The organism is Pseudodonghicola flavimaris (genome assembly GCF_030164425.1).
Lineage (GTDB): Bacteria > Pseudomonadota > Alphaproteobacteria > Rhodobacterales > Rhodobacteraceae > Pseudodonghicola > Pseudodonghicola flavimaris.
Window position 1 is genome coordinate 153,102 of record NZ_JASNJD010000001.1, and the last position, 25,777, is coordinate 178,878.

Annotated in this window: 27 protein-coding genes; 24 read left to right on the forward strand and 3 right to left on the reverse strand. The window is 65.6% G+C overall.

Going from position 1 to position 25,777, the window contains the following annotated elements:
• The first annotated feature begins 83 nt into the window (after positions 1-83).
• The gene (locus QO033_RS00730; protein ID WP_284478999.1) at positions 84-755 is read left to right on the forward strand and encodes an HAD-IA family hydrolase; all 672 of its coding nucleotides are present in this window, start codon (positions 84-86) and stop codon (positions 753-755) included.
• Here the strand turns inward: QO033_RS00730 and QO033_RS00735 are convergent.
• Positions 731-2,035 (reverse strand): MmgE/PrpD family protein, encoded by a 1,305-nt coding sequence (locus QO033_RS00735; protein WP_284479000.1) that lies wholly within the window; start codon positions 2,033-2,035, stop codon positions 731-733. The genes QO033_RS00730 and QO033_RS00735 overlap by 25 nt on opposite strands.
• Positions 2,036-2,202: 167 nt before the next feature.
• Between QO033_RS00735 and QO033_RS00740 the strand changes: the two genes are divergently transcribed.
• From QO033_RS00740 to QO033_RS00750, 3 genes are all read left to right on the forward strand, one after another.
• Positions 2,203-3,408, forward strand: a complete 1,206-nt coding sequence (locus QO033_RS00740) for a DegT/DnrJ/EryC1/StrS family aminotransferase (RefSeq protein WP_284479001.1) — start codon at positions 2,203-2,205, stop codon at positions 3,406-3,408.
• 229 nt (positions 3,409-3,637) lie between these two features.
• Entirely contained in the window at positions 3,638-5,143 is a 1,506-nt protein-coding gene (locus tag QO033_RS00745; protein ID WP_284479002.1) for a PAS domain-containing sensor histidine kinase, read from the forward strand.
• A 142-nt stretch (positions 5,144-5,285) separates the two neighbouring features.
• Positions 5,286-6,449, forward strand: coding sequence for an isovaleryl-CoA dehydrogenase (locus QO033_RS00750; protein WP_284479003.1), 1,164 nt, complete (start codon positions 5,286-5,288; stop codon positions 6,447-6,449).
• Positions 6,450-6,551: 102 nt separating this feature from the next.
• On the opposite strand, the gene QO033_RS00755 is transcribed toward QO033_RS00750, so the two are convergent.
• Entirely contained in the window at positions 6,552-7,157 is a 606-nt protein-coding gene (locus QO033_RS00755) for an OmpW/AlkL family protein (RefSeq protein WP_284479004.1), read from the reverse strand.
• Positions 7,158-7,447: 290 nt separating this feature from the next.
• Here QO033_RS00755 and QO033_RS00760 point away from each other — a divergent pair, with 290 nt between their 5' ends.
• The 4 genes from QO033_RS00760 to QO033_RS00775 all read left to right on the forward strand — a co-directional run bounded on the left by QO033_RS00760 (position 7,448) and on the right by QO033_RS00775 (position 12,923).
• Positions 7,448-9,052 carry a carboxyl transferase domain-containing protein gene (locus tag QO033_RS00760; protein WP_284479005.1) on the forward strand — a complete coding sequence of 535 codons (1,605 nt, stop codon included), beginning with the start codon at positions 7,448-7,450 and terminating at the stop codon, positions 9,050-9,052.
• A gap of 127 nt (positions 9,053-9,179) precedes the next feature.
• Positions 9,180-11,120 (forward strand): acetyl/propionyl/methylcrotonyl-CoA carboxylase subunit alpha, encoded by a 1,941-nt coding sequence (locus QO033_RS00765; RefSeq protein WP_284479006.1) that lies wholly within the window; start codon positions 9,180-9,182, stop codon positions 11,118-11,120.
• A 150-nt stretch (positions 11,121-11,270) separates the two neighbouring features.
• Positions 11,271-12,134 (forward strand): hydroxymethylglutaryl-CoA lyase, encoded by an 864-nt coding sequence (locus QO033_RS00770; RefSeq protein WP_284479007.1) that lies wholly within the window; start codon positions 11,271-11,273, stop codon positions 12,132-12,134.
• Positions 12,135-12,137: 3 nt separating this feature from the next.
• Positions 12,138-12,923, forward strand: coding sequence for a crotonase/enoyl-CoA hydratase family protein (locus QO033_RS00775; protein ID WP_284479008.1), 786 nt, complete (start codon positions 12,138-12,140; stop codon positions 12,921-12,923).
• 2 nt (positions 12,924-12,925) lie between these two features.
• Here the strand turns inward: QO033_RS00775 and QO033_RS00780 are convergent, their stop codons facing one another.
• Positions 12,926-13,159 (reverse strand): hypothetical protein, encoded by a 234-nt coding sequence (locus QO033_RS00780; RefSeq protein WP_284479009.1) that lies wholly within the window; start codon positions 13,157-13,159, stop codon positions 12,926-12,928.
• Positions 13,160-13,257: 98 nt separating this feature from the next.
• On the opposite strand from QO033_RS00780, the gene QO033_RS00785 reads away from it, so the two are divergent.
• From QO033_RS00785 to QO033_RS00860, 16 genes are all read left to right on the forward strand, one after another.
• A complete protein-coding gene (locus tag QO033_RS00785) occupies positions 13,258-14,151 on the forward strand; it encodes a LysR substrate-binding domain-containing protein (RefSeq protein ID WP_284479010.1) in 894 nt (297 codons plus the stop codon).
• Between the two features lie 333 nt (positions 14,152-14,484).
• Positions 14,485-14,850 (forward strand): NADH-quinone oxidoreductase subunit A, encoded by a 366-nt coding sequence (locus tag QO033_RS00790; protein ID WP_284479011.1) that lies wholly within the window; start codon positions 14,485-14,487, stop codon positions 14,848-14,850.
• Complete coding sequence (locus QO033_RS00795; RefSeq protein WP_284479012.1) at positions 14,841-15,374, forward strand: NuoB/complex I 20 kDa subunit family protein; 534 nt, start codon at positions 14,841-14,843, stop codon at positions 15,372-15,374. Before QO033_RS00790 ends, QO033_RS00795 begins: the two co-directional genes overlap by 10 nt.
• Before the next feature lie 25 nt (positions 15,375-15,399).
• Positions 15,400-16,005, forward strand: coding sequence for an NADH-quinone oxidoreductase subunit C (locus QO033_RS00800; protein WP_284479013.1), 606 nt, complete (start codon positions 15,400-15,402; stop codon positions 16,003-16,005).
• Complete coding sequence (locus tag QO033_RS00805) at positions 16,005-17,234, forward strand: NADH-quinone oxidoreductase subunit D (protein ID WP_284479014.1); 1,230 nt, start codon at positions 16,005-16,007, stop codon at positions 17,232-17,234. Before QO033_RS00800 ends, QO033_RS00805 begins: the two co-directional genes overlap by 1 nt.
• A gap of 85 nt (positions 17,235-17,319) precedes the next feature.
• Positions 17,320-18,354 (forward strand): NADH-quinone oxidoreductase subunit NuoE, encoded by a 1,035-nt coding sequence (nuoE, locus tag QO033_RS00810; protein ID WP_284479015.1) that lies wholly within the window; start codon positions 17,320-17,322, stop codon positions 18,352-18,354.
• 45 nt (positions 18,355-18,399) lie between these two features.
• Entirely contained in the window at positions 18,400-18,624 is a 225-nt protein-coding gene (locus QO033_RS00815; protein ID WP_284479016.1) for a DUF5337 domain-containing protein, read from the forward strand.
• Positions 18,625-18,629: 5 nt separating this feature from the next.
• Complete coding sequence (gene nuoF / locus QO033_RS00820) at positions 18,630-19,925, forward strand: NADH-quinone oxidoreductase subunit NuoF (protein WP_284479017.1); 1,296 nt, start codon at positions 18,630-18,632, stop codon at positions 19,923-19,925.
• A gap of 8 nt (positions 19,926-19,933) precedes the next feature.
• Complete coding sequence (locus QO033_RS00825) at positions 19,934-20,299, forward strand: hypothetical protein (protein WP_284479018.1); 366 nt, start codon at positions 19,934-19,936, stop codon at positions 20,297-20,299.
• Between the two features lie 56 nt (positions 20,300-20,355).
• Positions 20,356-20,775: a DUF5333 domain-containing protein gene (locus tag QO033_RS00830; RefSeq protein WP_284479019.1), complete on the forward strand. Its 420-nt coding sequence runs from the start codon at positions 20,356-20,358 to the stop codon at positions 20,773-20,775.
• Positions 20,776-20,778: 3 nt separating this feature from the next.
• Positions 20,779-22,791, forward strand: a complete 2,013-nt coding sequence (gene nuoG / locus QO033_RS00835) for an NADH-quinone oxidoreductase subunit NuoG (RefSeq protein ID WP_284479020.1) — start codon at positions 20,779-20,781, stop codon at positions 22,789-22,791.
• Complete coding sequence (locus QO033_RS00840; protein ID WP_284479021.1) at positions 22,788-23,177, forward strand: hypothetical protein; 390 nt, start codon at positions 22,788-22,790, stop codon at positions 23,175-23,177. Before nuoG ends, QO033_RS00840 begins: the two co-directional genes overlap by 4 nt.
• 6 nt (positions 23,178-23,183) lie before the next feature.
• Positions 23,184-24,215, forward strand: coding sequence for an NADH-quinone oxidoreductase subunit NuoH (gene nuoH / locus QO033_RS00845; RefSeq protein WP_284479022.1), 1,032 nt, complete (start codon positions 23,184-23,186; stop codon positions 24,213-24,215).
• Positions 24,216-24,273: 58 nt separating this feature from the next.
• Complete coding sequence (gene nuoI / locus QO033_RS00850; protein WP_284479023.1) at positions 24,274-24,768, forward strand: NADH-quinone oxidoreductase subunit NuoI; 495 nt, start codon at positions 24,274-24,276, stop codon at positions 24,766-24,768.
• Positions 24,765-25,178: a carboxymuconolactone decarboxylase family protein gene (locus QO033_RS00855; protein ID WP_284479024.1), complete on the forward strand. Its 414-nt coding sequence runs from the start codon at positions 24,765-24,767 to the stop codon at positions 25,176-25,178. Before nuoI ends, QO033_RS00855 begins: the two co-directional genes overlap by 4 nt.
• Complete coding sequence (locus QO033_RS00860; protein ID WP_284479025.1) at positions 25,175-25,777, forward strand: NADH-quinone oxidoreductase subunit J; 603 nt, start codon at positions 25,175-25,177, stop codon at positions 25,775-25,777. The genes QO033_RS00855 and QO033_RS00860 overlap by 4 nt, the downstream gene beginning before the upstream one ends.

Consider the following 25,777-nt stretch of genomic DNA (forward strand, 5'->3'; position numbering starts at 1 on the left):
GGAGCCCGATCAAACAAGGTTGCGGGCTGCAACACGGGCGGGCGGAAACACGCCGAAATGGGGCCGAAGAGGGGATGATAGACATGCGCACGGTGATCTTCGATCTGGATGGCACGCTGGCCGACACCTCCGGCGATCTGATCGCGGCAGCGAATGCCTGCTTTCGTCAGATGGGGCTGGGCGATATGCTGGATGCGGATCGCGATCAGGGCACCGCGCTGCGCGGCGGGCGGCGGATGCTGACCCTCGGCCTGCAGCGGGCGGAGCGGTTCGAACCCTCGGTGGTTGATCAATATTATCCCATTCTTCTAGAGGCTTACGCGCAGCAGATCGACCGTCACACCGTGCTTTATCCCGGCGCGATGGAGGCGGTGGCGCAGCTCTGCGCGGCCGGCTACGGCGTTGGCATCTGCACCAACAAGCCTGAGCGTCTGGCCGATCAGCTGCTGCAAAGCCTTGGTGTCAGGGACAAATTCGCCTCTCTCGTCGGGGCGGACACGCTGGCCGTGCACAAGCCCGATCCCGAACCGCTGCGCGAGGCGGCGCGGCGGGCCGGGGGCGATCCGGCCAGGACGGTCCTGGTGGGCGACTCCGACACCGACCGCAACACCGCGCGGGCGGCCGGCGTGCCGTCGGTGCTGGTCACCTTCGGGCCGTCGGGCGACGATATGGCGGCGCTGCAGCCGGAGGCGCTGCTGGATGATTACGCCGATCTGCCGGCGCTGGTGGGTCAGCTGATCGGCGCGAACAGCTGATCGGTCAGCGGCGCCAGCCCGGTTTTCGGCAAATCGGCAAGCGCCGCCTCGATCGCATCGGCGCGATCACGGCCCAGAACCGGATCGGCCAGATCGTGATACTTGCTGCGCAATTCGGCGGCAGTCGGCGGGGAAGTGTGATCCCACCGCGGTGTCGTCCAGTCGCTTTGCAGCGGGTCTCCGTTCCGCAGCAGCAACGTGACACGGGCGAAGCGGCGCAGCGGAAAGGCCGCATTGGCATACTCGGATTCGCGCAGCACCATTGACCGGGACAGCCGTTTCACCTCTGGCTGATCCAGCGCCTCGTCGGCCAGATGGTCGGGCAGGATGGTGCCGTGCACCATCGCCAGCGCGGCAGGGAAGGAGGTGGAATATTGCGCCTCGTCCGACAGCCGGGGGTCGTTCATCGCCAGACGGACGGATTCATGGAAGGTCTCGACTTCGATCCGCTCCACCTGCTCCGGGCTCAGCCCATGGGCGGCGCGCAGGCTCAGCACCGCCTCCACCGGCGCATGGGCCCAGCGGCAGACCGGATAGGGTTTGAAATACTGTTGCATCAGCGCCCAGCGGTCGCCCAGATCGGCCCAGACCTCCGGCGCCTGTTCCACTGTCACCGCCGGCGCGCCGGTGAAGCCCTGGCGAGCGAGATAGACCGCGGAAACCCCCGCCATCGATCCCCAGCCGGAGCCATCCTTGACCATGGTGGGATGATCGATGCAGCGCATCATCTGGCTGCGTGGCCCATGGTATTCGGCGATCCCCAGGGCATGGCGCGTGGTCTCGGTGTCGAGCCCCAGCAGGCGGGCGCCGGCGGCGGCGGCGGTGGTCGCGCCCCAGCTGCCGGAGGTGTGGAACTCCGGCACGGTGGCATGCTGCGCCTCCGAGGCGCGGGCGCCGAATTCATAGCCCATCACCAGGGTGGTCAGGAATTCGACGCCGCTCGCCCCCTGCAGATGCGCCAGGCTCAGCGCCGCGGGGAACAGCGGGCAGCCGATATGGCCCTTGGCGGGGTTGTAGCCGTCATGGCCGTCGAGCGAGTCGATCATCATGCCGCCGGCCAGCGCCACGCCGGCGGGGCTGGCGGTGCGGTGATCGAAGATCATCGGTGCCGCACCGCCGAACATCTCGGCGGCGTGATCGCGGATGATCCGGCTCAGCCGGGTGCCGTGACCGCCGGCGGCGATGCCGATCAGGTCCAGCAGCGTCAGTTCGATCCGCGCCTGTACGGCGGCGGGCAGGTCGGCCCATCTGAGGCCATGGATCAGTTCTATCGGTGTCATACGGTCAGACTGCGCCGTTGCCGGAGGCGGGGCAGCGCCGTTTCCGACATGAAATTGTCTGTTTGGCCGGGGTGGGGCGGCCACCGTCTTCGGCGCGATCATGTCAGTCTGATGAATTCTCGCGGCATGCTCTTGACCGGGCTGTGCCGGCGCCGCAAAAACATCGCATGAACGAGATATTTTCCGGCAGTTTCACCCAGCAGGAGCCGATCCCCGAAGAGGCGATCGAGGCGGCGGTTGCGGTGCTGCGTCATGGCCGTCTGCATCGCTACAACACCGCCCCCGGAGAGCTGGGGGAAACCGCGCTGCTGGAACAGGAATTCGCCGCCCAGATGGGCGCGAAATACTGTCTGGCGGTGGCCTCGGGCGGCTATGCGCTGGCCACGGCGCTGCGCGCGGTCGGGGTCAAACCGGGCGACAGGGTGCTGACCAACGCCTTCACCCTGGCGCCGGTGCCGGGGTCTATCGCCTCGGTCGGGGCGGTACCGGTCTATGTCGGGGTGACCGAACAGCTGGTGATCGATCTGGACGATCTGGCGGCCAAGTTGGATCAGGCCAAGGTGCTGATGCTGAGCCATATGCGCGGGCATCTGTGCGATATGGAGCGGCTGATGGCGCTCTGCGATGCTGCCGGGGTGACGGTGATCGAGGATTGCGCCCATACCATGGGAGCCTCGTGGAACGGGGTGCCCTCGGGCCGGTCCGGCGCGGTGGGGTGTTATTCCTGCCAGACCTACAAGCATGTGAACTCCGGCGAGGGCGGGCTGCTGATCACCGATGACGAGGAGATCGCGGCGCGGGCGGTGATGCTGTCGGGCTCCTACATGCTGTTCGAACGCCATCTGGCGGCGCCGGGGGCGGAGGTCTTCGAGCGGATCAAATACCAGACGCCGAATATCTCGGGGCGTATGGACAACCTGCGCGCGGCGATCCTGCGGCCACAATTGCGTGTTCTGGATCAGCAGGTTGCACGCTGGAACGAACGCTATCGGGCGATCGAGGCGGGGTTGCGGGGCACCCCCGGCCTGACGGTGATCGACCGCCCGGAGCAGGAGGTCTATGTCGGCTCGTCGATCCAGTTCCTGCTGCTCGACTGGGCCGCGGAGAAGGTGACCGACGTGGTGCGCCGCTGCGCCGCCCGGGGGGTGGAGCTGAAATGGTTCGGCGCGGCGGAGCCGGTGGGATTCACCTCGCGCTACGACAGCTGGCGCTATGCGCCCTCCGCGCCGATGCCGCAAAGCGACCGGGTGCTGGCCGGCATCGTCGACATGCGGGTGCCGCTGACCTTCAGCCTGGAGGATTGCGCGCTGATCGCCCGGATCATCCGGGCCGAGGTGGGGGCAGTGTTCCAGGGGCAGGCGGTGGCGGGTTGAGCGTAAGGCCAGGGCCCGGAGCGGGCCGCTGCAGTTGCGAAATCACACACGTCTAGGGTCCTGAAATGTCATGCATTTTGCTCATGAATAGGGCGAAATCGCGTTGTTTTGCGTGGCATCTGCAATTTTAGGTTGATTTTTATCTTCATAAATTGCGTAGCTTATGAAAACGGGGCGTGAGCAGCTCCCTGCATTTCGCAAATGCGAGGATAAAAACAAGGACATGCGTATGAACGCGACTGCGGCCCAGCCGGACCTGGCCAGTCTGTTCCCCGGTCAGGGGCGGCTGGCGTTCGGCATGGGCGATGACGAGGGGTTCCTGATCGAGGCCCTCGGCCAGCATGCGGTGATCAGCGTCGCCGATGCGCATGGGCGCATCCTCTACGTGAACCGGAAATTCGTCGAAATCAGCGGCTATTGCCGGGAGGAGTTGCTGGGCGAATCCTTCCGCGCGATGCGATCCGACGAACACAGCCCCGGTTTCTTTCGCGACATGTGGGAGACGATCGTGGCCGGCCGCACCTGGAATGGCGAGATCAAGAATTATCGCAAGACGGGGGAGCCGTTCTGGGTCCGCACCACCATCGTGCCCTATGTCGGTGCCGACGGTCAGGCGGAAAAATATCTCTCCGTCTCCACCGATATCACCGAGACCAAGCTGAACGAGGCGATCCATCAGCAGCGACTGTCCTTCGATCTGATCCGCGAGGAGATCCATCTGCTGTGGCCCGATACGCTGACGGTGTTCTATTCCAACCGCAGCGCGCGCACCCGCCTGAAGGCGCTGGGGCAGAGCATGGCCGGGCTGAACCTGGCTGAGCTTCTGGAAAACATGCGCGAGGACGAGCTGGCGGCACGGCTGGCGCCACTGCGCGCGGGCGTGCGCAAGTGGGTGACCTTTGAGGCCAGCCAGCACCGCGCCGATGGCCGCAGCAACCCGGTCGAGGTGACGATCCAGATGATCGCCCCGGACGGCGAACGCAGCCGGCTGCTCGCCCATATCCGCAACATCAGCCAGCGCAAGCAGGCGGAAATCGCCAAGCAGCAGTTCGTCGCCAATGTCAGCCACGAGCTGCGCACGCCGCTGACCACGATCAAGGGTGCGTTCGAGCTGATCCGCTCTGGCCTCTGCAGCGCGACGCGGGAACGCTCCGGACAATTGGCGGCGATGGGGCTGAAGAACACCGAGCGGCTCGAACATCTGATCGAGGATCTCCTCGACATGGAGCGGATCGCCTCTGGCCGTCTTGTGGCCAAGCTCGGCAAGGTCGATATCTGCGAGCTGATCGCGCAGCAGCTGGAGGAGATGGCCGGCTACAAGCCGGAAAAGGCCATTCGCTTTCACTGCCAGGGGCTGGAGTCGCCGGTTCGGGTCAAGGGCGATGAGGAAAGCCTGGTGAAGGTGCTGCATAACCTGCTGACCAATGCCGTCAAATTCTCCCATCCGGGCGGCGTTGTCGATGTGTCGGTGGAGCGCAGCGGTGCCCATGTGGGCATCGTGATCCGCGATCAGGGCGTGGGGATCCCGGAGACGGCCAAGCCGTATCTGTTTGAGCCGTTCACCCAGGCGGAGTTTTCGGATCAGGCACCCTCCGAAGGGGCCGGGCTCGGGCTTTCGATCGCGCGCTCGATCGTCGAGGAGCACGGTGGCGCCATCGAGATCGACAGCACCGAGGGGCAGGGCACCGAGGTGGGTTTCTACCTGATTTCCTATCCGGGAGAGCGGCTGGACTGATCCGCCCGAGCAAATCAGGACCGACCCCGGGGCGCGATCTGATCGCGCCCTTTTTCATTTGTTGCGTCGCAATCTCTTGACGCGACTCGCTTCGGCTGCGTAGTAAATGAACGTGCGTTCAATAAATCCATGGGGAGAGGACATGTTCAACGCGACGATGACATTCGATCTGGGGGAGGACGTGAATGCCCTGCGCGACGGCGTCCATCGCTGGGCCCAGGAGCGGATCAAGCCCATGGCCGCAGAGATCGACAGCAGCAATGATTTCCCGGCGCCGCTCTGGCGTGAGCTGGGGGAGATGGGCCTGCTCGGGATCACCGTGTCCGAGGAATACGGTGGCACTGGTCTCAGCTATCTGGCCCATACCGTCGCGGTGGAGGAGATCGCCCGCGCCTCGGCCTCGGTCTCGCTGTCCTACGGCGCGCATTCCAACCTCTGCGTCAACCAGATCAAGTTGAACGCCAGCGAAGAGCAGAAGCGCAAATACCTGCCGGGGTTGATTTCTGGCGAACACGTCGGCGCCCTGGCGATGAGCGAGCCCGGAGCCGGATCGGACGTGGTGTCGATGAAGCTCCGCGCCGAGAAGCGGAACGGCTATTACGTCCTGAACGGCAACAAATACTGGATCACCAACGGGCCGGATGCCGATACGCTGGTGGTCTATGCCAAGACCGACCCGGAGGGCGGCTCGAAAGGCATCACCGCCTTCATCGTCGAGAAGACCATGAAGGGGTTTTCCACCAGCCCGCATTTCGACAAGCTGGGGATGCGCGGCTCCAATACCGCCGAGCTGATCTTCGACGATGTCGAGGTGCCGTTCGAAAACGTGCTGGGCGAAGAGGGCCGGGGCGTCCGGGTGCTGATGTCCGGGCTCGATTACGAACGGGTGGTTCTGGCGGGCATCGGCCTGGGGATCATGGCCGCCTGTCTCGACGAGATCATGCCCTATCTGGCCGAGCGCAAGCAATTCGGTCAGCCGATCGGGAACTTCCAGCTGATGCAGGGCAAGATCGCCGACATGTACACGGCGATGAACTCGGCCCGCGCTTATGTCTACGAGGTCGCCAAGGCCTGCGACGCCGGCACGGTGACACGCCAGGACGCGGCGGCCTGCTGCCTCTATGCCAGCGAACAGGCGATGGTGCAGGCACATCAGGCAGTGCAGGCGATGGGCGGGGCTGGGTTCCTCTCCGACGCGGCTGTCAGCCGTCTGTTCCGCGATGCCAAGCTGATGGAAATCGGCGCCGGCACGTCGGAAATCCGCCGGATGCTGATCGGGCGGGAACTTATGGCGTCGATGGCCTGAGAGGAGAACGGCCATCGACGCATGGCACCCAAACGACCGAGGGGACGTTTGGGGCCGATCCATGGCGCAGGGCCCGGTTCGGGCTCTGCGCCGAGAGGAGGATCAGAACCGATGCACGTAGGACACGGCCACGACCCAGGGGTCGATCTCGGCTTCGCCGATGTTGGCGCCATTCAGCGTCACGTCGGAGTTGATGTCGATCCAGCGCACGTTGAACCGCACCGCGTTCTTGTCGCTGATCTCGTAGTCCAGACCGGCCTGCACGGCGACACCCCAGGAATCGTCCAGCTCGATATTGCCGAGCGGCGAGCTTTCCTCGAAGAAGGTGGTGTAGTTCACCCCGAGCCCGAAGAACGGCTTGAACGCGGTCTGCGTCGGCACGTGATAGTTGACCGAAACCACCGGCGGCAGCTGTTTCACCGTTGCGGCATAGCCGCCACCGACGAAGACGTTATGCTTGAACGGGGTGGCGGCGAGGATTTCGACGCCCCAGTTGTCGCGGAAGAAGTATTCGGCGGTGAAGATCGGCTGCGCGTTGTCGCCGACATCGGCGCTGGCCCCGGCCAGCGTCCCATTGTCGGATTTCGGATCGACGTAGCCGAGCCCGAAACCCAGGGTCCAGTCACCCTGCGATTGGGCGGCCAGCGGCCCAGCCAGAACGGCGGCAAGAGCGGTCGAGAAAACCAATGCTGCGGCTTGGCGTGTCATTTGTCTGTCCTTTCATATCTTGATGGCGCCCTTGTGGCGCCGGCCCCCGGTGGATTCGCTGATCTGGATCAAGAAACCGTGGCTGCCGTCACGGCAGCTGGTCCGCGGATCGCGCTGAATGGCGGCTTTCTCCCCAGAAACGGGACGGTTTGGCGCAGGCGCATGGCGGCTATGCCGGAGACGCGCAGGTCGGTCGCCGCGCGTCCCGCCGTGGCCGCCGGCCGCCGCGCCGCCGCATCGTCCCGCCCGCAAGCACAAGGCCGCATGGCGGCAGAACAGGAGGCCCTGTCGTGAAACTCACATCCCGTATCCTGCCGTCCTCAGAGGCGTTTCAGGCCAATCGCGCCGCCCATCTCGCCGCGCTGGAGACCGTGCGCGCCGCCGCGCAGCAGGCCGAAGGCGGCGGCGGCGAGGCAGCCCGCGCCCGCCATGTCTCCCGTGGCAAGATGCTGCCGCGCGAAAGGGTTGCCAATCTGCTGGACCCCGGCGCGCCGTTTCTGGAAATCGGCGCCACCGCCGCACATGACATGTACGACAATGCCGCCCCGGCCGCCGGGGTGATCGCCGGCATCGGCCGGGTCGAGGGGCAAGAGGTCATGGTGGTCTGCAACGACGCCACCGTGAAGGGCGGCACCTATTACCCGATGACGGTCAAGAAACACCTGCGCGCGCAGGAGATCGCGGCGCAATGCGCGCTGCCCTGCATCTATCTGGTGGATTCGGGCGGCGCCAACCTGCCGCAGCAGGACGAGGTGTTCCCGGATCGCGACCATTTCGGCCGCATCTTCTACAACCAGGCCAACATGTCGGCCCGCGGCATCCCGCAGATCGCCGTGGTGATGGGCTCGTGCACCGCCGGCGGCGCCTATGTGCCGGCGATGTCGGATGTCACCATCATCGTGCGCGATCAGGGCACCATCTTCCTCGCCGGCCCGCCGCTGGTGAAGGCGGCGACGGGCGAGGTCGTCTCGGCCGAGGATCTCGGCGGTGGCGATGTGCACACCCGCCTGTCAGGGGTTGCCGATTACCTGGCCGAGGATGACGCCCACGCCCTGGCGCTGGCCCGCCGCGCCGTCAGCCATCTGAACCGTGCCAAGCCGCAGACGGTACAATGGCAGTCGCCTGAGGACCCCGCCTATGACCCCGAGGAGATCCTTGGCGCCGTGCCGGGCGATCTGCGCACCCCCTACGATATCCGCGAGGTGATCGCGCGCACCGTCGACGGCTCCCGCTTCGACGAATTCAAGCCGCGGTTCGGCGAGACCATCGTCACCGGCTTCGCCCATGTGATGGGCTGCCCGGTGGGGATCGTCGCCAACAACGGCGTGCTCTTCTCGGAAGCCGCGCAGAAGGCGGCACATTTCGTCGAGCTCTGCTCGCAGCGCAATATCCCGCTGGTCTTCCTGCAGAACATCACCGGCTTCATGGTCGGGCGCAAATACGAAAACGAGGGCATCGCACGGCATGGCGCCAAGATGGTGACGGCGGTGGCCACCACCAATGTGCCGAAGATCACCATGCTGGTCGGCGGCTCTTTCGGCGCCGGCAACTACGGGATGGCGGGCCGCGCTTATTCGCCCCGGTTTCTCTGGACCTGGCCCAACAGCCGCATCTCGGTGATGGGGGGCGAACAGGCGGCGGGCGTTCTGGCCACCGTCAAGCGCGACGGGATCGAACGCAAGGGCGGCAGCTGGTCGGCCGAGGAGGAGGCGGAGTTCAAGCGCCCGACGCTGGAGATGTTCGAACGCCAGAGCCATCCGCTCTATGCCTCGGCCCGGCTCTGGGACGACGGTATCGTCGATCCCCGCAAGACGCGCGAGGTGCTGGCGCTGAGCCTGTCTGCCAGCCTCTGCGCACCGATCGAACCCACCCGCTTCGGCGTGTTCCGGATGTGACAAACTCAATGCCTCTGGCGGGGATGTTTGGACCGGGTCGAAGCCTTCGATCTGGCGGAAATATCCCGGGGGGGCTCCGCAGGAGCGGGGGCAGCGCCCCCGACCCCGGCGACCAAGGGAGAGACAGATGTTTAAGAAGATCCTGATCGCCAACCGTGGCGAAATCGCCTGCCGCATCATCGAAACCGCCCGTGCGATGGGGGTGGGCACGGTGGCGGTCTATTCCGAGGCCGATGCAGGGGCGCGACATGTCGTGCTGGCCGATGAGGCCTTTCCGATCGGTCCGCCGCAACCTGCGGAAAGCTATCTCAAGGGGCAAACCCTGATCGAGGTGGCGCTCAAGGCCGGGGCGCAGGCGGTCCACCCGGGCTACGGGTTTCTGTCCGAGAACCCGGATTTCGTCGAGGCGGTGGAGGCGGCGGGGCTGACCTTCATCGGCCCTTCGGCGTCCGCGATCCGGGCGATGGGGCTGAAGGACGCGGCGAAGGCGCTGATGGAAAAGGCCGGCGTGCCGGTGGTTCCCGGCTATCACGGCGACAATCAGGACCCCGAACATCTGGCCGGGGCCGCCGATACCATCGGCTATCCGGTGCTGATCAAGGCGGTCGCCGGCGGCGGCGGCAAGGGCATGCGCAGGGTGGCGCGGGCAGAGGATTTCGCCGACGCGCTCGACTCGGCCCGTGGCGAGGCGCGCACCGCCTTCGGCAACGATGCGGTGCTGATCGAGAAATACGTCGAAAAACCGCGTCATATAGAAGTGCAGGTCTTTGGCGACGGGCAGGACGCGGTTCACCTATACGAACGCGACTGCTCACTGCAGCGCCGTCACCAGAAGGTGATCGAGGAAGCCCCGGCGCCCGGCATGACCGCCGAGATGCGCGCGGCGATGGGCGAGGCGGCGGTGCGGGCGGCGAAGGCCATCGGCTACAAAGGCGCCGGCACCATCGAATTCATCGTCGATGCTTCAGACGGGCTGCGCGCCGATCGCTTCTGGTTCATGGAGATGAACACCCGGCTGCAGGTGGAACATCCCGTCACCGAGGCGGTGACCGGCATCGACCTGGTCGAATGGCAGCTGCGCGTCGCCGCCGGGGAGCCGCTGCCGATGACGCAAGTGCAAATCCCTCTCAAGGGCCATGCCTTCGAAGCGCGGCTTTATGCCGAGGACGTGCCGAAGGGATTCCTGCCCGCGACCGGCACGCTCACTCATCTGGAATTTCCGACCGGCGCCCGGATCGACAGCGGCGTGCGCGCGGGCGACACCATCAGCCCGTTCTACGATCCGATGATCGCCAAGGTGATCACCCATGGTCCGACGCGGGAGATCGCGCTGGCGCGGATGACCCGGGCGCTGGAGCGGTCGGAAGTGGCCGGATCCGTCACCAACCTGACCTTTCTCGCGGCGCTGACCCGGCATGCGGGCTTCGCGGCGGGCGATGTCGACACCGGGCTGATCGAACGCGATCTGGACGGGCTGATCGCCGATCCCGTGCCCGAGCCCCGGCTGGTGGCGCAGGCGGCGCTGGCGGCGTCGGGGCTGATGGCGGCACCGGCGCCGATGGCGGGCTTCACCCTCTGGGCGTCGCTGGAGCGCAGCGTGACGCTGCTCTGTGCCGAGGCGCCGCGGCAGGTCACGGTGCGCCTCTCTGCGGCGGACCGGGCGGAGATCGTGGTGGAGGACCGGACGGTCATCGCCTGCCGCGATGCCTCGGGCTGGCGGTTCGATGGCGCCCGGGCGGTGCCGATGGCGCGGGCGGGCGCGCGGATCACGCTGTTTTCCGGGGCGGCGCCGGTGTTCGATCTGGTCGATCCGCTGGACCGTGCCGGCGCCGATGCCGCCGGCGGCAACCTGATCGAGGCGCCGATGCCTGGTCTGGTGAAGGCGGTCTTCGTTGCGGCCGGCGAGACGGTGGCAGAGGGTCAGCGGCTGGCGATCCTCGAGGCGATGAAGATGGAGCATACGCTGGTGGCGGCGCGCGATGGCGTGGTGGCCGAGGTGCTGGCTGCCGCCGGCGATCAGGTCGAGGCCGGCGCCGCTCTGGTGCGGCTGGAGGAGGACGAGGCATGAGCGGCGCGCCCGTGACCGGCGGTGGGGCCGGTGAGTATTTTCGCAGAGAAGAAGCAGGGGGCGCGGCCCTGGTGATCGGCGACGATGCGCCGGAGCGGGGGAGGGCGCGGCGGTGCGACCGAGGCCTGGGCCCGAGAGGAGACGCGCGCCATGGCTGAGCGTGTCGAGATCTTCGAGGTGGGGCCCCGCGACGGGCTGCAGAACGAGAAACGGCCGATCCCGGTGGCGGAGAAGGTGGCGCTGGTCGATTGCCTGAGCGGCGCCGGTTTCGCCCGGATCGAATGCGCCAGTTTCGTCAGCCCGAAATGGGTGCCGCAGATGGCCGGCAGCGCCGATGTTCTGGCCGGTATCCGGCGCGCGCCGGGGGTCCGCTATGCGGCGCTGACGCCGAATCTGCGCGGGTTTCAGGATGCGGTGGCGGCCGGGGCCGATGAGGTGGCGATTTTCGCCGCCGCCTCGGAAGGGTTTTCCAAGGCCAATATCAACGCCACCATCGAGGAGAGCATCGCCCGGTTCGAGCCGATCCTGGCGGCAGCGGCCGAGATCGGCCTGCCGGTGCGCGGCTATATCTCCTGCGTGACCGATTGCCCCTATGACGGGCCGACGCGCCCGGGAAAGGTGGCCGAGGTGGCGGCGCGGCTGCAGGCGATGGGATGTTATGAAATTTCGCTGGGCGACACCATCGGCCAGGCGACGCCGGAGAGTATCACCGCGATGCTGCGGGCGGTGCTGGAGGAGGTGCCAGCAGACCGGCTGGCCGGGCATTATCACGATACCGCCGGCCGGGCGCTGGCCAATATCGATGCCTCTCTGGCGCTGGGGCTTAGGGTGTTCGATGCGGCGGTCGGGGGGCTGGGGGGCTGCCCCTATGCACCCGGGGCCGCCGGCAATGTGGCGACCGAGCGGGTCGCCGCGCATCTGGCGGCGGCGGGCTATGACACCGGGCTCGATCTGGCGGTGATCGAGCGCGCGGCGGAGATGGCGCGGGCGATGCGCCTGGGAGAGGGGGCCTAAAATATGTTCGAGACCATCACAATCGCGTGTGACGACCGGGGTGTCGCGACGCTGACTCTGAGCCGGGTCGACAAGCATAATGCGATGTCGGCGACCATGATCGCCGAGCTGACGCGCGCGGCAGAGCAGCTTGGCGCCGATCCAGGGGTGCGCGCGGTGATCCTGACCGGGGCGGGCAAGACATTCTGCGCCGGCGGCGATCTGGGCTGGATGCAGGATCAGATGGCCGCCGATCCGGAGACCCGGTTCATCGAGGCGCGCAAGCTGGCGCTGGCGCTGCAGGCGCTCAACACCCTGCCGAAACCGGTGATCGGGGCGCTGCAGGGCAATGCCTTCGGCGGCGGTGTCGGGCTGGCCTCGGTCTGTGACGTGACGCTGGGGGCCGATCATCTGAAGATGGGGCTGACCGAGACGCGGCTGGGGCTGATCCCGGCCACAATCGGCCCCTATGTCGTCGCTCGCATGGGGGAGGCGCGGGCGCGGCGGGTGTTCATGTCCGGGCGGTTGTTCGATGCGGCCGAGGCGGTGGAGCTGGGGCTCTTGGCCCGCGCCGTTCCGGCCGACGATCTGATGGCGGCGGCGGAGGCCGAGGTTCTCCCCTATCTGTCCTGCGCGCCCGGCGCGGTGGCGGCGGCCAAGCGACTGACCCGCACCCTCGGACCCCGGATCGACGATGAGGTGATCGACCATACGATCCGTGCCCTCGTCGAGTGCTGGGAGGGCGAAGAGGCGAAAGAGGGCATCGCTGCCTTCTTCGCCAAGGGCAAGCCGGGCTGGATGGCGGGCTGAGGTCAGCCGCGCCAGAACGGTTTGGCGGCTTCGGCCCGGGCAGCGGCGCGGGTCCAGCCGGCGTCGGCCAGCACGCTGTCGGGTTGGCGCAGCAGGTCGTCGCGCAGCATGAGGCGCTGCGCCCGGCGCTGCCGCCACAGCATCAGCCGGGACAGCCGGGACGGGGACGCGTTTCGGACGATCTGCGCGGGCAGGTGCCCCTTCGGCGCCGGGGAAAACGGAACGATCACGGCCATCTGCCTCTCTCCTCTGTTCCACTTTTGCATGGTATATTCCTTGTACTGATCTGCAAAAATTGAGAAGTTGTCCCCGTCTTTGTGAGAAATGGGAACATATGAGCCGCCGCTTGCCTCCGCTTTCCGCCCTGCCGGCCTTCGAGGCGACGGCACGGCGCGGCTCTGTCACCGCAGCGGCGGAGGAACTGGGGCGCACCCATAGCGCGGTCAGCAAGCAGATCCGGCATCTGTCCGAGGATCTGGGCGGCGATCTGTTCGAAAAGGCCGGAACCGGCCTGCGGCTGACGCCGCGGGGGGAGCGGTTGCGGCGCAGCGCCACCGCCATGCTGGATGAACTGGGCGCCGTGGCCGAGGCGTTGCGTGCGGAACAGGACGACCGGTTCGTCGATCTCGCGGTCAGCGCCACGCTGGCCAGCCGCTGGCTGATCCCGCGCCTGCCGGAGTTCTATGCCCGCCAACCCGATATCGAATTGCGGCTGCGGATGTCGGGGCCGCAGCAGCTGCGCGACAGCGATTTCGACGTGCTGCTCAGTTATGACCGGTTGCGCGGCGGGTTGCGTGAGGCCGATCAGCGGCCGTTGGGGCAGGCTGCCTACGGGCTGGTCTGCGCGCCGGGCTATCCGCTGGAACAGGCGGCGCCGGAGCAGGGGCCGGAGGGGTGGAGCGCACCGGTGCGATTGACCCAGCCCAATGCGCTGCAGACCTGGGGCGAATGGATGCAGCGCAGCGGCGTCGCCCTGCGCAGCGGGCGCGAAGAGGTGCATGCGCATCACTTCCTGGCGCTTGGCGCCGCGGTGGCGGGGCTGGGCGTGGCGCTGGCCGAACGCCGGCTGGTGACCGGCGATCTCGCCGCCGGCCGGCTGACCGCCCCCTTCGGATTCGTCACCGTGCCAGACGGTTTCCGGGCGGCGGTGATGCCGCGGGCGCGCGACCGGCGATCGGTTGCCGCATTGCTCGATTGGCTGCGCACGGCGGCGGGGCAGGGGGACTGAGCGAAAGGCCGGCAAGACCGGGGGCTGACAGCGCCGGTTTCGGGGAAAAGGACTCACCCGCTGCCTGAAAACCCGGCTTGGTTCGCAAACTTCGGAAACAGCTGCTTACCGTCGCGGGAGGCCGGTCTGCTGCTGCACTGCGGCGTGATCCCGTGAAAACAGGGAAATTCCTAACACATTCAGTATAATGAAGCTGTCGGGCCGCGGCATTTCTCCGCGATTTGAATGCCCCGGCCTTGGTTGACGCTCTGGTCCGGCGGGAGTAGAGAGGCGGCAGGTCAACATGCCAATTGACGGCGCGCCGCACGGATGCGCGCGGGAAAGGAGCCACTCGTGGAAGAGTTGTTGCGGGAATACCTCCCGATTCTGGTGTTTCTGGCGGTTGCCGTGGGTCTTGGGCTGGTCCTGATCCTCGCTGCTGTCGTTCTGGCCGTGCGCAACCCCGACCCGGAAAAGGTCAGCGCCTACGAATGCGGTTTCAACGCCTTTGACGACGCCCGGATGAAGTTCGATGTGCGCTTCTATCTGGTGTCGATCCTGTTCATCATCTTCGATCTGGAAATCGCCATGCTGTTCCCCTGGGCGGTGGGCTTTGCCGATCTCAGCGATGTCGCCTTCTGGGGCATGATGGTGTTCCTTGGCATTCTGACCGCTGGCTTTGCCTATGAATGGAAGAAAGGGGCGCTGGAATGGGAGTGATGACCGGAGCGAACACCGCCGGCGCCGACAAGGAAGTCGCAACCCAGGCGCTGAACGCCGAGCTGCAGGACAAGGGCTTCCTGTTGACCTCGACCGAAGACATCATCAACTGGGCCCGGACCGGGTCGCTGCACTGGATGACCTTCGGTCTGGCCTGCTGCGCCGTCGAGATGATGCATACCTCGATGCCGCGCTACGATGCTGAACGTTTCGGCATCGCGCCGCGCGCCTCCCCGCGTCAGTCCGACCTGATGATCGTGGCTGGCACGCTGACCAACAAGATGGCCCCGGCGTTGCGCAAGGTTTACGACCAGATGCCCGAGCCGCGCTATGTGCTGTCGATGGGCAGTTGCGCCAATGGCGGCGGCTATTATCACTATTCCTACTCGGTGGTGCGCGGCTGCGACCGCATCGTGCCGGTCGACGTCTATGTGCCGGGCTGCCCGCCGACGGCTGAGGCGCTGATGTACGGCCTGATGCAGATGCAGCGCAAGATCCGCCGCACCGGGACACTCGTGCGCTGAGCCGCGCCAGGATGGAGAGAGCACGATGAGCGAAGCACTCAAGGAACTGGGCGCGCATATCGAGGCGAAACGTCCCGACTGCGTCTTGGGCTGGGACGTCGCCTATGGCGAGCTGAACGTGGACGTGGTTCCCGCCAGCATCCCCGCCTTTGTCGAATTTCTGAAAACCGACGCGACCTGCAAGTTCTCCTCGCTGGTGGATATCACCGGGGTGGACTATCCGACCCGACCCAAGCGGTTCGATGTCGTCTATCACCTGCTGTCGATGTATCAGAACCAGCGGATCCGCCTGCGGGTGTCCATCCGCGAGGATGAGATCGTGCCCTCGATCATCGATGTGCACCCCTCGGCCAACTGGTTCGAGCGGGAAACCTTCGACATGTTCGGTATCCTGTTCTCGGGGCACCCGGACCTGCGCCGCATCCTGACCGACTATGGCTTCCGCGGCTACCCGCTGCGCAAGGACTTCCCCACCACCGGCTATACCGAGGTGCGCTATGACGAAGTCGAGAAACGCGTGGTCTACGAGCCGGTGAGCCTGGTGGCCGAGTATCGCCAGTTTGATTTCATGAGCCCGTGGGAAGGCGCCGAATACATCCTCCCCGGTGACGAGAAAGAGGGGGCGAAGTGATGGACGGCTCCAAATTTGACGACGGCAGCACCGATGCGCTGAGCGGCGAACAGCAGATTCGCAACTTTAACATCAACTTCGGCCCGCAGCACCCTGCTGCCCACGGCGTGCTGCGCCTGGTGCTGGAGCTCGACGGCGAGATCGTCGAGCGCTGCGATCCGCATATCGGCCTGCTGCACCGCGGCACCGAGAAGCTGATGGAAAGCCGCACCTATCTGCAGAACCTGCCCTATTTCGACCGGCTCGACTATGTGGCGCCGATGAACCAGGAACATGCCTGGTGTCTGGCGATCGAAAAGCTGACCGGGGTTGAGGTGCCGCGTCGCGCCTCTCTGATCCGGGTGCTCTATTCCGAAATCGGCCGGGTGCTGAACCACCTGCTGAACGTCACCACCCAGGCCATGGACGTGGGTGCGCTGACGCCGCCGCTCTGGGGCTTCGAGGAACGTGAGAAACTCTGCATCTTCTACGAGCGCGCCTGCGGCGCCCGGTTCCACGCCGCCTATTTCCGCCCCGGCGGCGTGCATCAGGATCTGCCGCCGGAACTGCTCGACGATATCGAGACCTGGGCGCATGCCTTCCCGAAGGTGCTCGACGACATCGACGCGCTGCTGAGCGAGAACCGCATCTTCAAGCAGCGCAACGTCGATATCGGCGTCGTCAACGAGGAAGAGATCCAGCAATGGGGTTTCTCAGGCGTGATGGTGCGCGGCTCCGGCCTCGCCTGGGACCTGCGCCGCGCGCAGCCCTACGAGTGCTACGACGAATTCGACTTCCAGATCCCGGTCGGCAAGAACGGCGACTGCTATGACCGTTATCTCGTCCGGATGGAGGAGATGCGGCAGTCGACCAGCATCATCCTGCAGGCGATCGAGAAACTGCGGATGCCGGAAAACCAGGGCGACGTCCTGGCGCGCGGCAAGCTGACCCCGCCGAAGCGGCGCGACATGAAGACCTCGATGGAGAGCCTGATCCACCACTTCAAGCTCTACACCGAAGGCTTCCACGTGCCCGCCGGCGAAGTCTATGCCGCGGTCGAGGCGCCGAAAGGTGAATTCGGGGTCTATCTGGTCGCCGACGGCACCAACAAACCCTATCGCGCCAAGCTGCGCGCGCCCGGCTATCTGCACCTGCAGGCGATCGACCATGTCGCCAAGGGCCACCAGCTGGCCGACGTCGCCGCCATCATCGGCACGCTCGACATCGTGTTCGGCGAGGTGGACCGCTGATGGCCCGCGCCGCCCTGCTTCTTCTCTGTAAAAATACTCCCGCCGGAGGCTCCCTCCGGTGCGGCCCGCACAAGGGGACAGCCTAATGCTCCGCCGCTTGCATCACGACCAGCCCGACAGCTTCGCCTTCACCCCGGCCAACCAGGCCTGGGCCGAGGCGCAGATCACCAAATATCCCGAGGGCCGTCAGGCCAGCGCGGTCATCCCGCTGCTGTGGCGCGCCCAGGAGCAGGAAGGCTGGCTGACCCGTCCGGCGATCGAATATGTCGCCGATTTCCTCGGGATGGCCTATATCCGCGTGCTCGAGGTGGCCTCGTTCTACTTCATGTTCCAGCTGCAGCCGGTCGGCTCGGTGGCGCATATTCAGGTTTGCGGCACCACCACCTGCATGATCTGCGGCGCCGAGAGCCTGATGGACGTCTGCCGCGAGAAGATCGCGCCGAAGCCGCATGAGCTGTCCGCCGATGGCAAGTTCTCCTGGGAAGAGGTCGAGTGCCTGGGCGCCTGCGCCAATGCGCCGATGGCGCAGATCGGCAAGGATTACTACGAGGACCTGACCAAGGACCGCTTCGCCGAGATCCTCGATGAGCTCGCCGCCGGCGAGGTACCGGTGCCGGGGCCGCAGAACGGGCGTTATTCCTCCGAGCCCAAGGCCGGGCTGGTGGCGCTGACCGAATTCGAAAGCGGCCGCACCCAGTATAACGCCTCTGCCGCCCGCGCGGTGGAGATCGGCGACACCATCAAGCGGATCGACGGCACCGAAGTGCCGCTGCGCGCGCCCTGGCAGGGCAAGACCGAAGCCGCCGGTGACGTTGCCGTGGCCGAGGTCGATGAACAGGAACCGGAAATCCTCAGCGCCGCCCGTGACGGCGGGGCCGACGACCTGAAGCTGCTGAAGGGTGTTGGCCCGAAGCTTGAGGGCATGCTGAACGATCTGGGCATCTACCACTATGACCAGATCGCCGCCTGGACCGCTGCCGAGATCGCCTGGGTCGATGCCCGGCTGGCCTTCAAGGGCCGGATCGAGCGCGACGGCTGGATCGAGCAGGCCCGGCAACTGGCCGCAGGGGAAGAGACCGAATTCGCCAAACGGGCGAAAGACGACAAGATTTACGAGTGACGGTTTCCCGCGTCGCGGCGCGGGGGACAGCCAAATGGGAACACGATGAGCGACGAGCGCGACAGGGCGATGGCCCGGAAGGGCCGGACGACGGGGCTGGTGATTGCCGGTGCCGCTCTGGCCGCGCTGCTGGCGCCCTGGATCACCGGGCTGCTGGGGCTGGGTATTCGGCATGAGATGCTGATCTACTTCGCCTCTCTGGCCGCCTTTGTCTGGGCGTTCGTCAACATCTATCAACTCTGGCGGATGCGCCAGGACAGCCAAGGGTAGCACGCATGCTCAAGGACCAGGACCGGATCTTTACCAACCTCTACGGGATGCATGACCGTTCGCTGAAAGGCGCGATGGCCCGCGGCCATTGGGACGGCACCGCCGGGATCCTCGCCAACGGGCGCGACTGGATCATCCAGCAGGTCAAGGACTCCGGCCTGCGGGGCCGTGGCGGCGCCGGCTTCCCGACCGGTCTGAAATGGTCCTTCATGCCGAAGGAAAGCGACGGGCGGCCGGCCTATCTGGTGATCAACGCCGACGAATCCGAGCCAGCGACCTGCAAGGACCGCGAGATCATGCGTCACGACCCGCATACGCTGGTCGAAGGCGCGCTGATCGCCGGTTTCGCGATGAATGCGGTCGCTGCCTATATCTATATCCGCGGCGAATACATCCGTGAGCGTGAGGCGCTGCAGGCGGCCATCGACGAGGCCTATGACGCCGGGCTGATCGGCAAGAACGCCTGCAAGTCGGGTTACGACTTCGACGTCTACCTGCACCACGGCGCAGGGGCCTATATCTGCGGCGAGGAAACCGCGCTGCTGGAAAGTCTGGAAGGCAAGAAGGGGATGCCGCGGATGAAGCCGCCGTTCCCGGCCGGTGCCGGTCTCTATGGCTGCCCGACCACGGTGAACAACGTGGAATCCATCGCCGTCACCCCGACGATCATCCGTCGCGGGCCTGAGTGGTTCTCCTCCTTCGGGCGGCCGAACAACCATGGCACCAAGCTGATGGCGCTGACTGGCCACGTCAACAATCCCTGCGTCTTCGAGGAAAGCATGTCGATGTCGGTGCGCGAGATCATCGAGCATCACGGCGGCGGCATCCGTGGCGGCTGGGACAATCTCAAGGCGATCATTCCCGGCGGCGCCTCCTGTCCGGTGCTGCCGAAATCGGCATTGGAAGACGCGATCTTCGATTTCGACTGGATGCGCGAGAACAAGAGCTCCTTCGGCACCGGCTGCATGATTGTGATGGACAACTCCGTCGACGTGGTCAAAGCTGTCTGGCGCCTCACCAAGTTCTTCAAGCACGAAAGCTGTGGCCAGTGCACCCCCTGCCGCGAGGGCACCGGCTGGATGAGCCGGGTGATGGACCGTCTGGTGACCGGCGACGCCGAGGTCGAGGAAATCGACATGCTGCTGTCGGTGACCAAGCAGGTCGAAGGCCATACCATCTGCGCGCTCGGCGATGCGGCGGCCTGGCCGATCCAGGGTCTGGTGCGTCACTTCCGCGAGGAAATCGAAGACCGCATCAAGGCGAAGAAAACCGGGCGCATGGGCGCCATGGCGGCGGAGTGATCCGGACGATGGCTGGCTTCGGCTCAACTCCTGCTCTGGTGCGCGGCGCGGCGCTGACGGTCCTGTGCCTGGCGATGCTTGCGGGCTGCACCGAGAAGGACAAGGAGATGACCTTCGACGGGGTCTACTTCAAGACCAAGGCCAAGGCGGTCGACCGCAAGGCGTCGGTCGCGGACTTCCGGGTCGAGGTGAAAGACGCCGGCAAGTCGCTGGACGGTGCCCGTCAGGCCGGCGCTTATGAGGCGACGCGCTATTGCATCGAGAATTACGGCTCTTCGGTGATCCACTGGATCAACGGGCCAGAGGATGCGGCCGAGGCGCTGGTGTTCGACAAGGGCGACCTGATCCTGCGCGGGGTCTGTCAGAAACCATGACCGTGGGGCTGGCATATCCCGGCCCCCGCGGGCTGAGCGGTGCTGGACTGTCCGCGATGCTGCGGACCGGTCTGATGCCGCTCGCCGTCGCGGCGACGCTGCTGCTGGGCCTGCCGGCGCAGGCGGCAGAGGCGAAGCCGCCGCTGCGCGAGGTGCCGGAGGTTGCCGACGGGATCTTTACCATCGTGTTGGCCAATGAAATCCGCCGCAAATGCGACGGTATCAGCGCGCGTCTGTTCCGGGGGATTGCGGAAATCCAGCGGGTCAAGGCGCGGGCCAACGATCTTGGCTATTCGGATGCCGAGATTCAGGCCGTGCTCGATTCCGAGGACGAGAAGGCGCGGATGATCGCGCGAGGCCGGGCCTATATGGCCAAGTTCGGGCTGGACTACGACAAACCGGGCGATCTGTGCCGGCTGGGCCGGTTGGAAATCAAGAACAACAGCGCAATCGGCGCGCTACTGAGGGCGAATTAGACCATGTCTGACCTCCGCAAAGTCATCATCGACGGAAAAGAGATCGAAGTGGACGGGGCGATGACCCTGATCCAGGCCTGTGAACAGGTCGGGGTCGAAATTCCCCGCTTCTGCTATCACGAACGGCTGTCGATCGCCGGCAACTGCCGCATGTGTCTGGTCGAGGTCGTGGGCGGCCCGCCCAAGCCGGCGGCCTCCTGCGCGATGCAGGTCCGCGACCTGCGGCCCGGGCCGGAAGGCCAGCCGCCGGTGGTCAAGACCAACTCGCCGATGGTGAAGAAGGCCCGCGAGGGGGTGATGGAGTTTCTCCTGATCAACCACCCGCTGGATTGCCCGATTTGCGACCAGGGCGGCGAATGCGACCTGCAGGATCAGGCGATGGCCTATGGCGTCGACTTCTCCCGCTTCCGCGAGGCCAAGCGCGCCAGCGACGACCTGAACCTGGGCCCGCTGGTCGAGACCCATATGACCCGCTGCATCTCCTGCACCCGCTGTGTGCGTTTCACCTCCGAGGTGGCCGGTATCACCCAGATGGGCCAGACCGGGCGCGGCGAGGATGCGGAGATCACCTCCTATCTGGGCCAGACGCTCGATTCGAACATGCAGGGCAACATCATCGACCTGTGCCCGGTCGGTGCGCTGACATCGAAACCCTATGCCTTTACCGCCCGCCCGTGGGAGCTGACCAAGACCGAGACCATCGACGTGATGGATGCGCTCGGGTCGAACATCCGGGTCGATACCAAGGGGCGCGAAGTGATGCGGATCATGCCGCGCAACAACGACGGCGTGAACGAGGAATGGATTTCCGATAAGACCCGCTTCGTCTGGGACGGCCTGCGCCGTCAGCGGCTGGACAAGCCCTATATCCGCGAGAACGGCAAGCTGCGTCCCGCCACCTGGGGCGAGGCGCTGTCGAAGGCCGCCGCCGCGATGAAGGGCGGCAAGGTCGCGGCGCTGGTCGGCGATCTGGCGCCGGTCGAGGCGATCTTCGCGCTGAAACAGCTGGTCACCGGCCTCGGCGGTCAGATCGAGGCGCGCACCGATGGTGCGGTTCTGCCCGCCGGCAACCGTTCGGCCTATGTCGGCACCGCGGCGATCGAGGATATCGATACCGCCAAGGACATCTATCTGATCGGCTCCAACCCGCGCGACGAGGCGCCGGTGCTGAACGCCCGTATTCGCAAGGCCTGGACCAAGGGCACCAACGTGCATGTGGTCGGTCCCAAGGATATGGATCTGACCTATGACTTCGAATGGGTCGGCCCGGGCCGCGCCCCGCTGAACCAGCTGGTCGATGCGGCCGCACCCTCCGAAGGGGCGCTGGTCATCGTTGGGCAGGGCGCCCTGACCGAGGGCGACGGCATCGCCGTTCTGGGCCAGGCCATGGCGCTGACCGAGAAGCTGGGCGGCAAGATGCTGGTCCTGCACACCGCTGCAGCCCGTGTCGGCGCGATGGATCTGGGGGCTGTCACCGAAGGTGGCATGACCAAGGCGCTGGAGGGGGCCGACGTGGTCTACAGCCTGGGCGCCGATGAGGTCGAGATCGCCGCTGGGCCCTTCGTGATCTATCAGGGCAGCCATGGCGACCGCGGCGCGCATCGCGCCGATGTGATCCTGCCGGCAGCCGCCTATACCGAGGAAGCCGGGCTTTTCGTCAATACCGAGGGCCGTCCGCAGCTGGCTCTGCGCGCCGGGTTCGCCCCGGGCGAGGCGAAGGAAAACTGGGCGATCCTGCGGGCGCTGTCCGGTGAGCTGGGCAGCCCGCTGCCCTACGATTCGCTGGCGCAGCTGCGTCAGGCGCTGGTCGCCGAGGTGCCGCATCTGGCGCAGATCGATCAGGTGATCGAGAACGCCTGGCAGCCGCTGGACACCGTGGCACTGAAGCCCGGCAAGTTCCATCCGGCGGTCCGCGACTTCTACCTGACCAACCCGATTGCCCGCGCCTCGGCCCTGATGGCCGAGCTCAGCGCCAATGCGGCGGCGCGCAAATCCGGGAAAATCGCGGCGGAATGATCCGCGCGGCGCTCATATCGCCCCTGCTGCTGGGGGCCTGCGGTGTGCAGGCCACCGGCGACGAGGTGACGCGTTTCGCTCCTGATTATCAGGGTGTGGAGACCCGTCTGCTGGACGGCGATCTGGTGCAGTTCGACGTGTCGATGACCGGCGCGCGCGATCAGGCCGATGTGGATGCCTATGCCGAATGTGCGGCGGCGCAATATGCGCTGATCCGCGGATACGGTTTCGCGCGGCATCTGCGCACAAATGTTTATGAAGAGGGTGGCGTGTGGCGGGCAGATGCTGTTTACACCATCTCGCCATCGCTGCCCCGTGGGCTGCGCAAGCTAGACGCCGAGGTCGTAGTTGCGCATTGCGCGGAGAACGGAATACCGACGGTGTGAGGACCTATGGCTGACTTCTTTTCCAACACCTATCTGGGCATCGCCCTCGTCCTGATCGGGCAGGTGCTTCTGGTTGTGGTGCCGCTGCTGGTGGCGCTGGCGTTCCTGATGTATGCCGACCGCAAGGTCTGGGCCGCGGTGCAGATGCGGCGCGGACCCAACGTGGTTGGCATCTACGGGCTGCTCCAGAGCTTTGCCGACTTCCTGAAATACATGGTGAAAGAGGTGGTCTTCCCTGCCGGGGCCGACCGCTTCGTCTTCCTCCTGGCGCCGATGATCACCCTGGTGATGTCGCTGATCGCCTGGGCGGTGATCCCCTTCAACGACGGTTGGGTGGTCTCGAACATCAACGTCGCGATCCTCTATGTCTTCGCCATCTCCTCGCTCGAGGTTTACGGCGTGATCATGGGCGGCTGGGCGTCGAACTCGAAATACCCCTTCCTCGGCTCGCTGCGCTCTGCGGCGCAGATGATCTCCTACGAGGTGTCGATCGGTCTGATCATCATCGGTGTGATCATCTCCACCGGGTCGATGAACCTGACCGATATCGTCCATGCCCAGGACGGCCGCTTCGGTCTGTTCAGCTGGTACTGGCTGCCGCATCTGCCGATGCTGTTCCTGTTCTTCATCTCGGCGCTGGCCGAAACCAACCGCCCGCCCTTCGACCTTCCGGAAGCGGAATCGGAACTGGTGGCCGGCTATCAGGTCGAATACAGCTCCACCCCCTTCCTGCTGTTCATGATCGGTGAACTGACGGCGGTGGTCCTGATGTGCGCGCTGACGACGCTGCTGTTCTTCGGCGGCTGGCTGTCGCCGATCCCGGGCCTGCCCGATGGCGTGCTGTGGATGATCGCCAAGATGCTTTTCGTCTTCTTCATGTTCGCCATGGTGAAGGCCATCACGCCCCGCTACCGCTATGACCAGCTGATGCGCTTGGGTTGGAAAATTTTCCTGCCGATGTCGCTGGTCTGGGTGGTCTTCGTGGCCTTCGCGGCACGGTTCGACTGGTTCTGGGGCGCCTTCGCGCGCTGGGGCTGAGGAGACAGGGCGTGACCAAGACTAAGACAAGCCCCGCACAAGTGGAGTGCTCAGCAAAATGACGCAGATCGACTATACCCGCGCCGCGAAATACTTCCTGCTCGCCGATTTCTTCACCGGCATGAAGCTGGGCCTGAAGTATTTCTTCGGACCGAAGATGACGGTGAACTACCCGCACGAAAAAGGGCCGCTCAGCCCGCGTTTTCGGGGCGAACATGCGCTGCGGCGGTATCCCAACGGGGAAGAACGCTGCATCGCCTGCAAGCTGTGCGAAGCGATCTGTCCGGCCCAGGCCATCACCATCGACGCCGAACCGCGCGAGGACGGCAGCCGCCGCACCACGCGTTACGACATCGACATGACGAAATGCATCTACTGCGGATTCTGTCAGGAAGCCTGCCCGGTGGATGCGATCGTCGAGGGACCGAATTTCGAATTCTCCACCGAGACCCGCGAAGAGCTGTTCTACGACAAGGAAAAGCTGCTGGACAACGGGGCCCGCTGGGAAGCCGAGATCGCCCGTAACCTGGAACTGGATGCGCCCTACCGATGAGCGAGACGCCGAAGAATCCGTTCGAGGCCATGATGAAGCAGGCCCATGACATGGCGCGTGCCTTCAATCCCGCGCTCGAGAGCTTCAGCCCGAAAGGGTTCGAGGCGCTCTGGCCGACCATGCCCAAGGACTTCATGGAATTCATGTTCGGCAATGCGTTCAACAAGGAAGGGCTCGATGCCAAGACCCGGCTGCTCTTGACGCTGGCGGGACTGACGATGCAGGGCGCGCAGGCCGATACGGCCGTGCGTCAGACCGTGCGCCACGCGATCGAGGCGGGCGCGAAGAAACAGGAGATCGTGGAAACGATCGGCCAGATGTCGGTCTTCGCCGGCATTCCGGCGATGACCCGGGCGCTGGAACTGGCGCGTGAGGCCATGGCCGGCGACAACGAGGATGACGAAGCATGAGCGTGTTTGCCTTTTACCTGTTCGCGATTTGCGCCCTCGCGGGCGGGCTGTTCACCGTGATCAGCCGACAGCCGGTTCACTCGGTGCTCTGGCTGATCCTGGCCTTCATCTCTTCGGCGGGGCTGTTCGTTCTGCTGGGAGCCGAATTCGTCGCCATGCTGCTGGTGATCGTCTATGTCGGCGCGGTGGCGGTTCTGTTCCTCTTCGTGGTGATGATGCTGGATGTCGACTTCGCCGCGCTTAAGGCGGAGATGGCCAAGTACCTGCCGCTGGCGCTGCTGGTCGGGCTGATCATCCTGATGCAATTCGTCGTTGCCTATGGCGCCTGGGAGGCCAACGGCGCCGCCGAGACGCTGCGCGCGGCACCGACGCCGAGCGATATCACCAATACCGAGGCGATCGCGTCGCTGCTCTATGACAAATACTTCCTGCTGTTCCAGCTGGCAGGGCTGATCCTGCTGGTCGCGATGATCGGGGCGATCGTCCTGACGCTGCGCCACAGGCAGGACATCAAACGGCAGAACGTTCTGGCCCAGCTTTACCGCGATCCGGCCAAGGCGATGGAGCTGCGCGATGTCAAGCCGGGGCAGGGGCTCTGA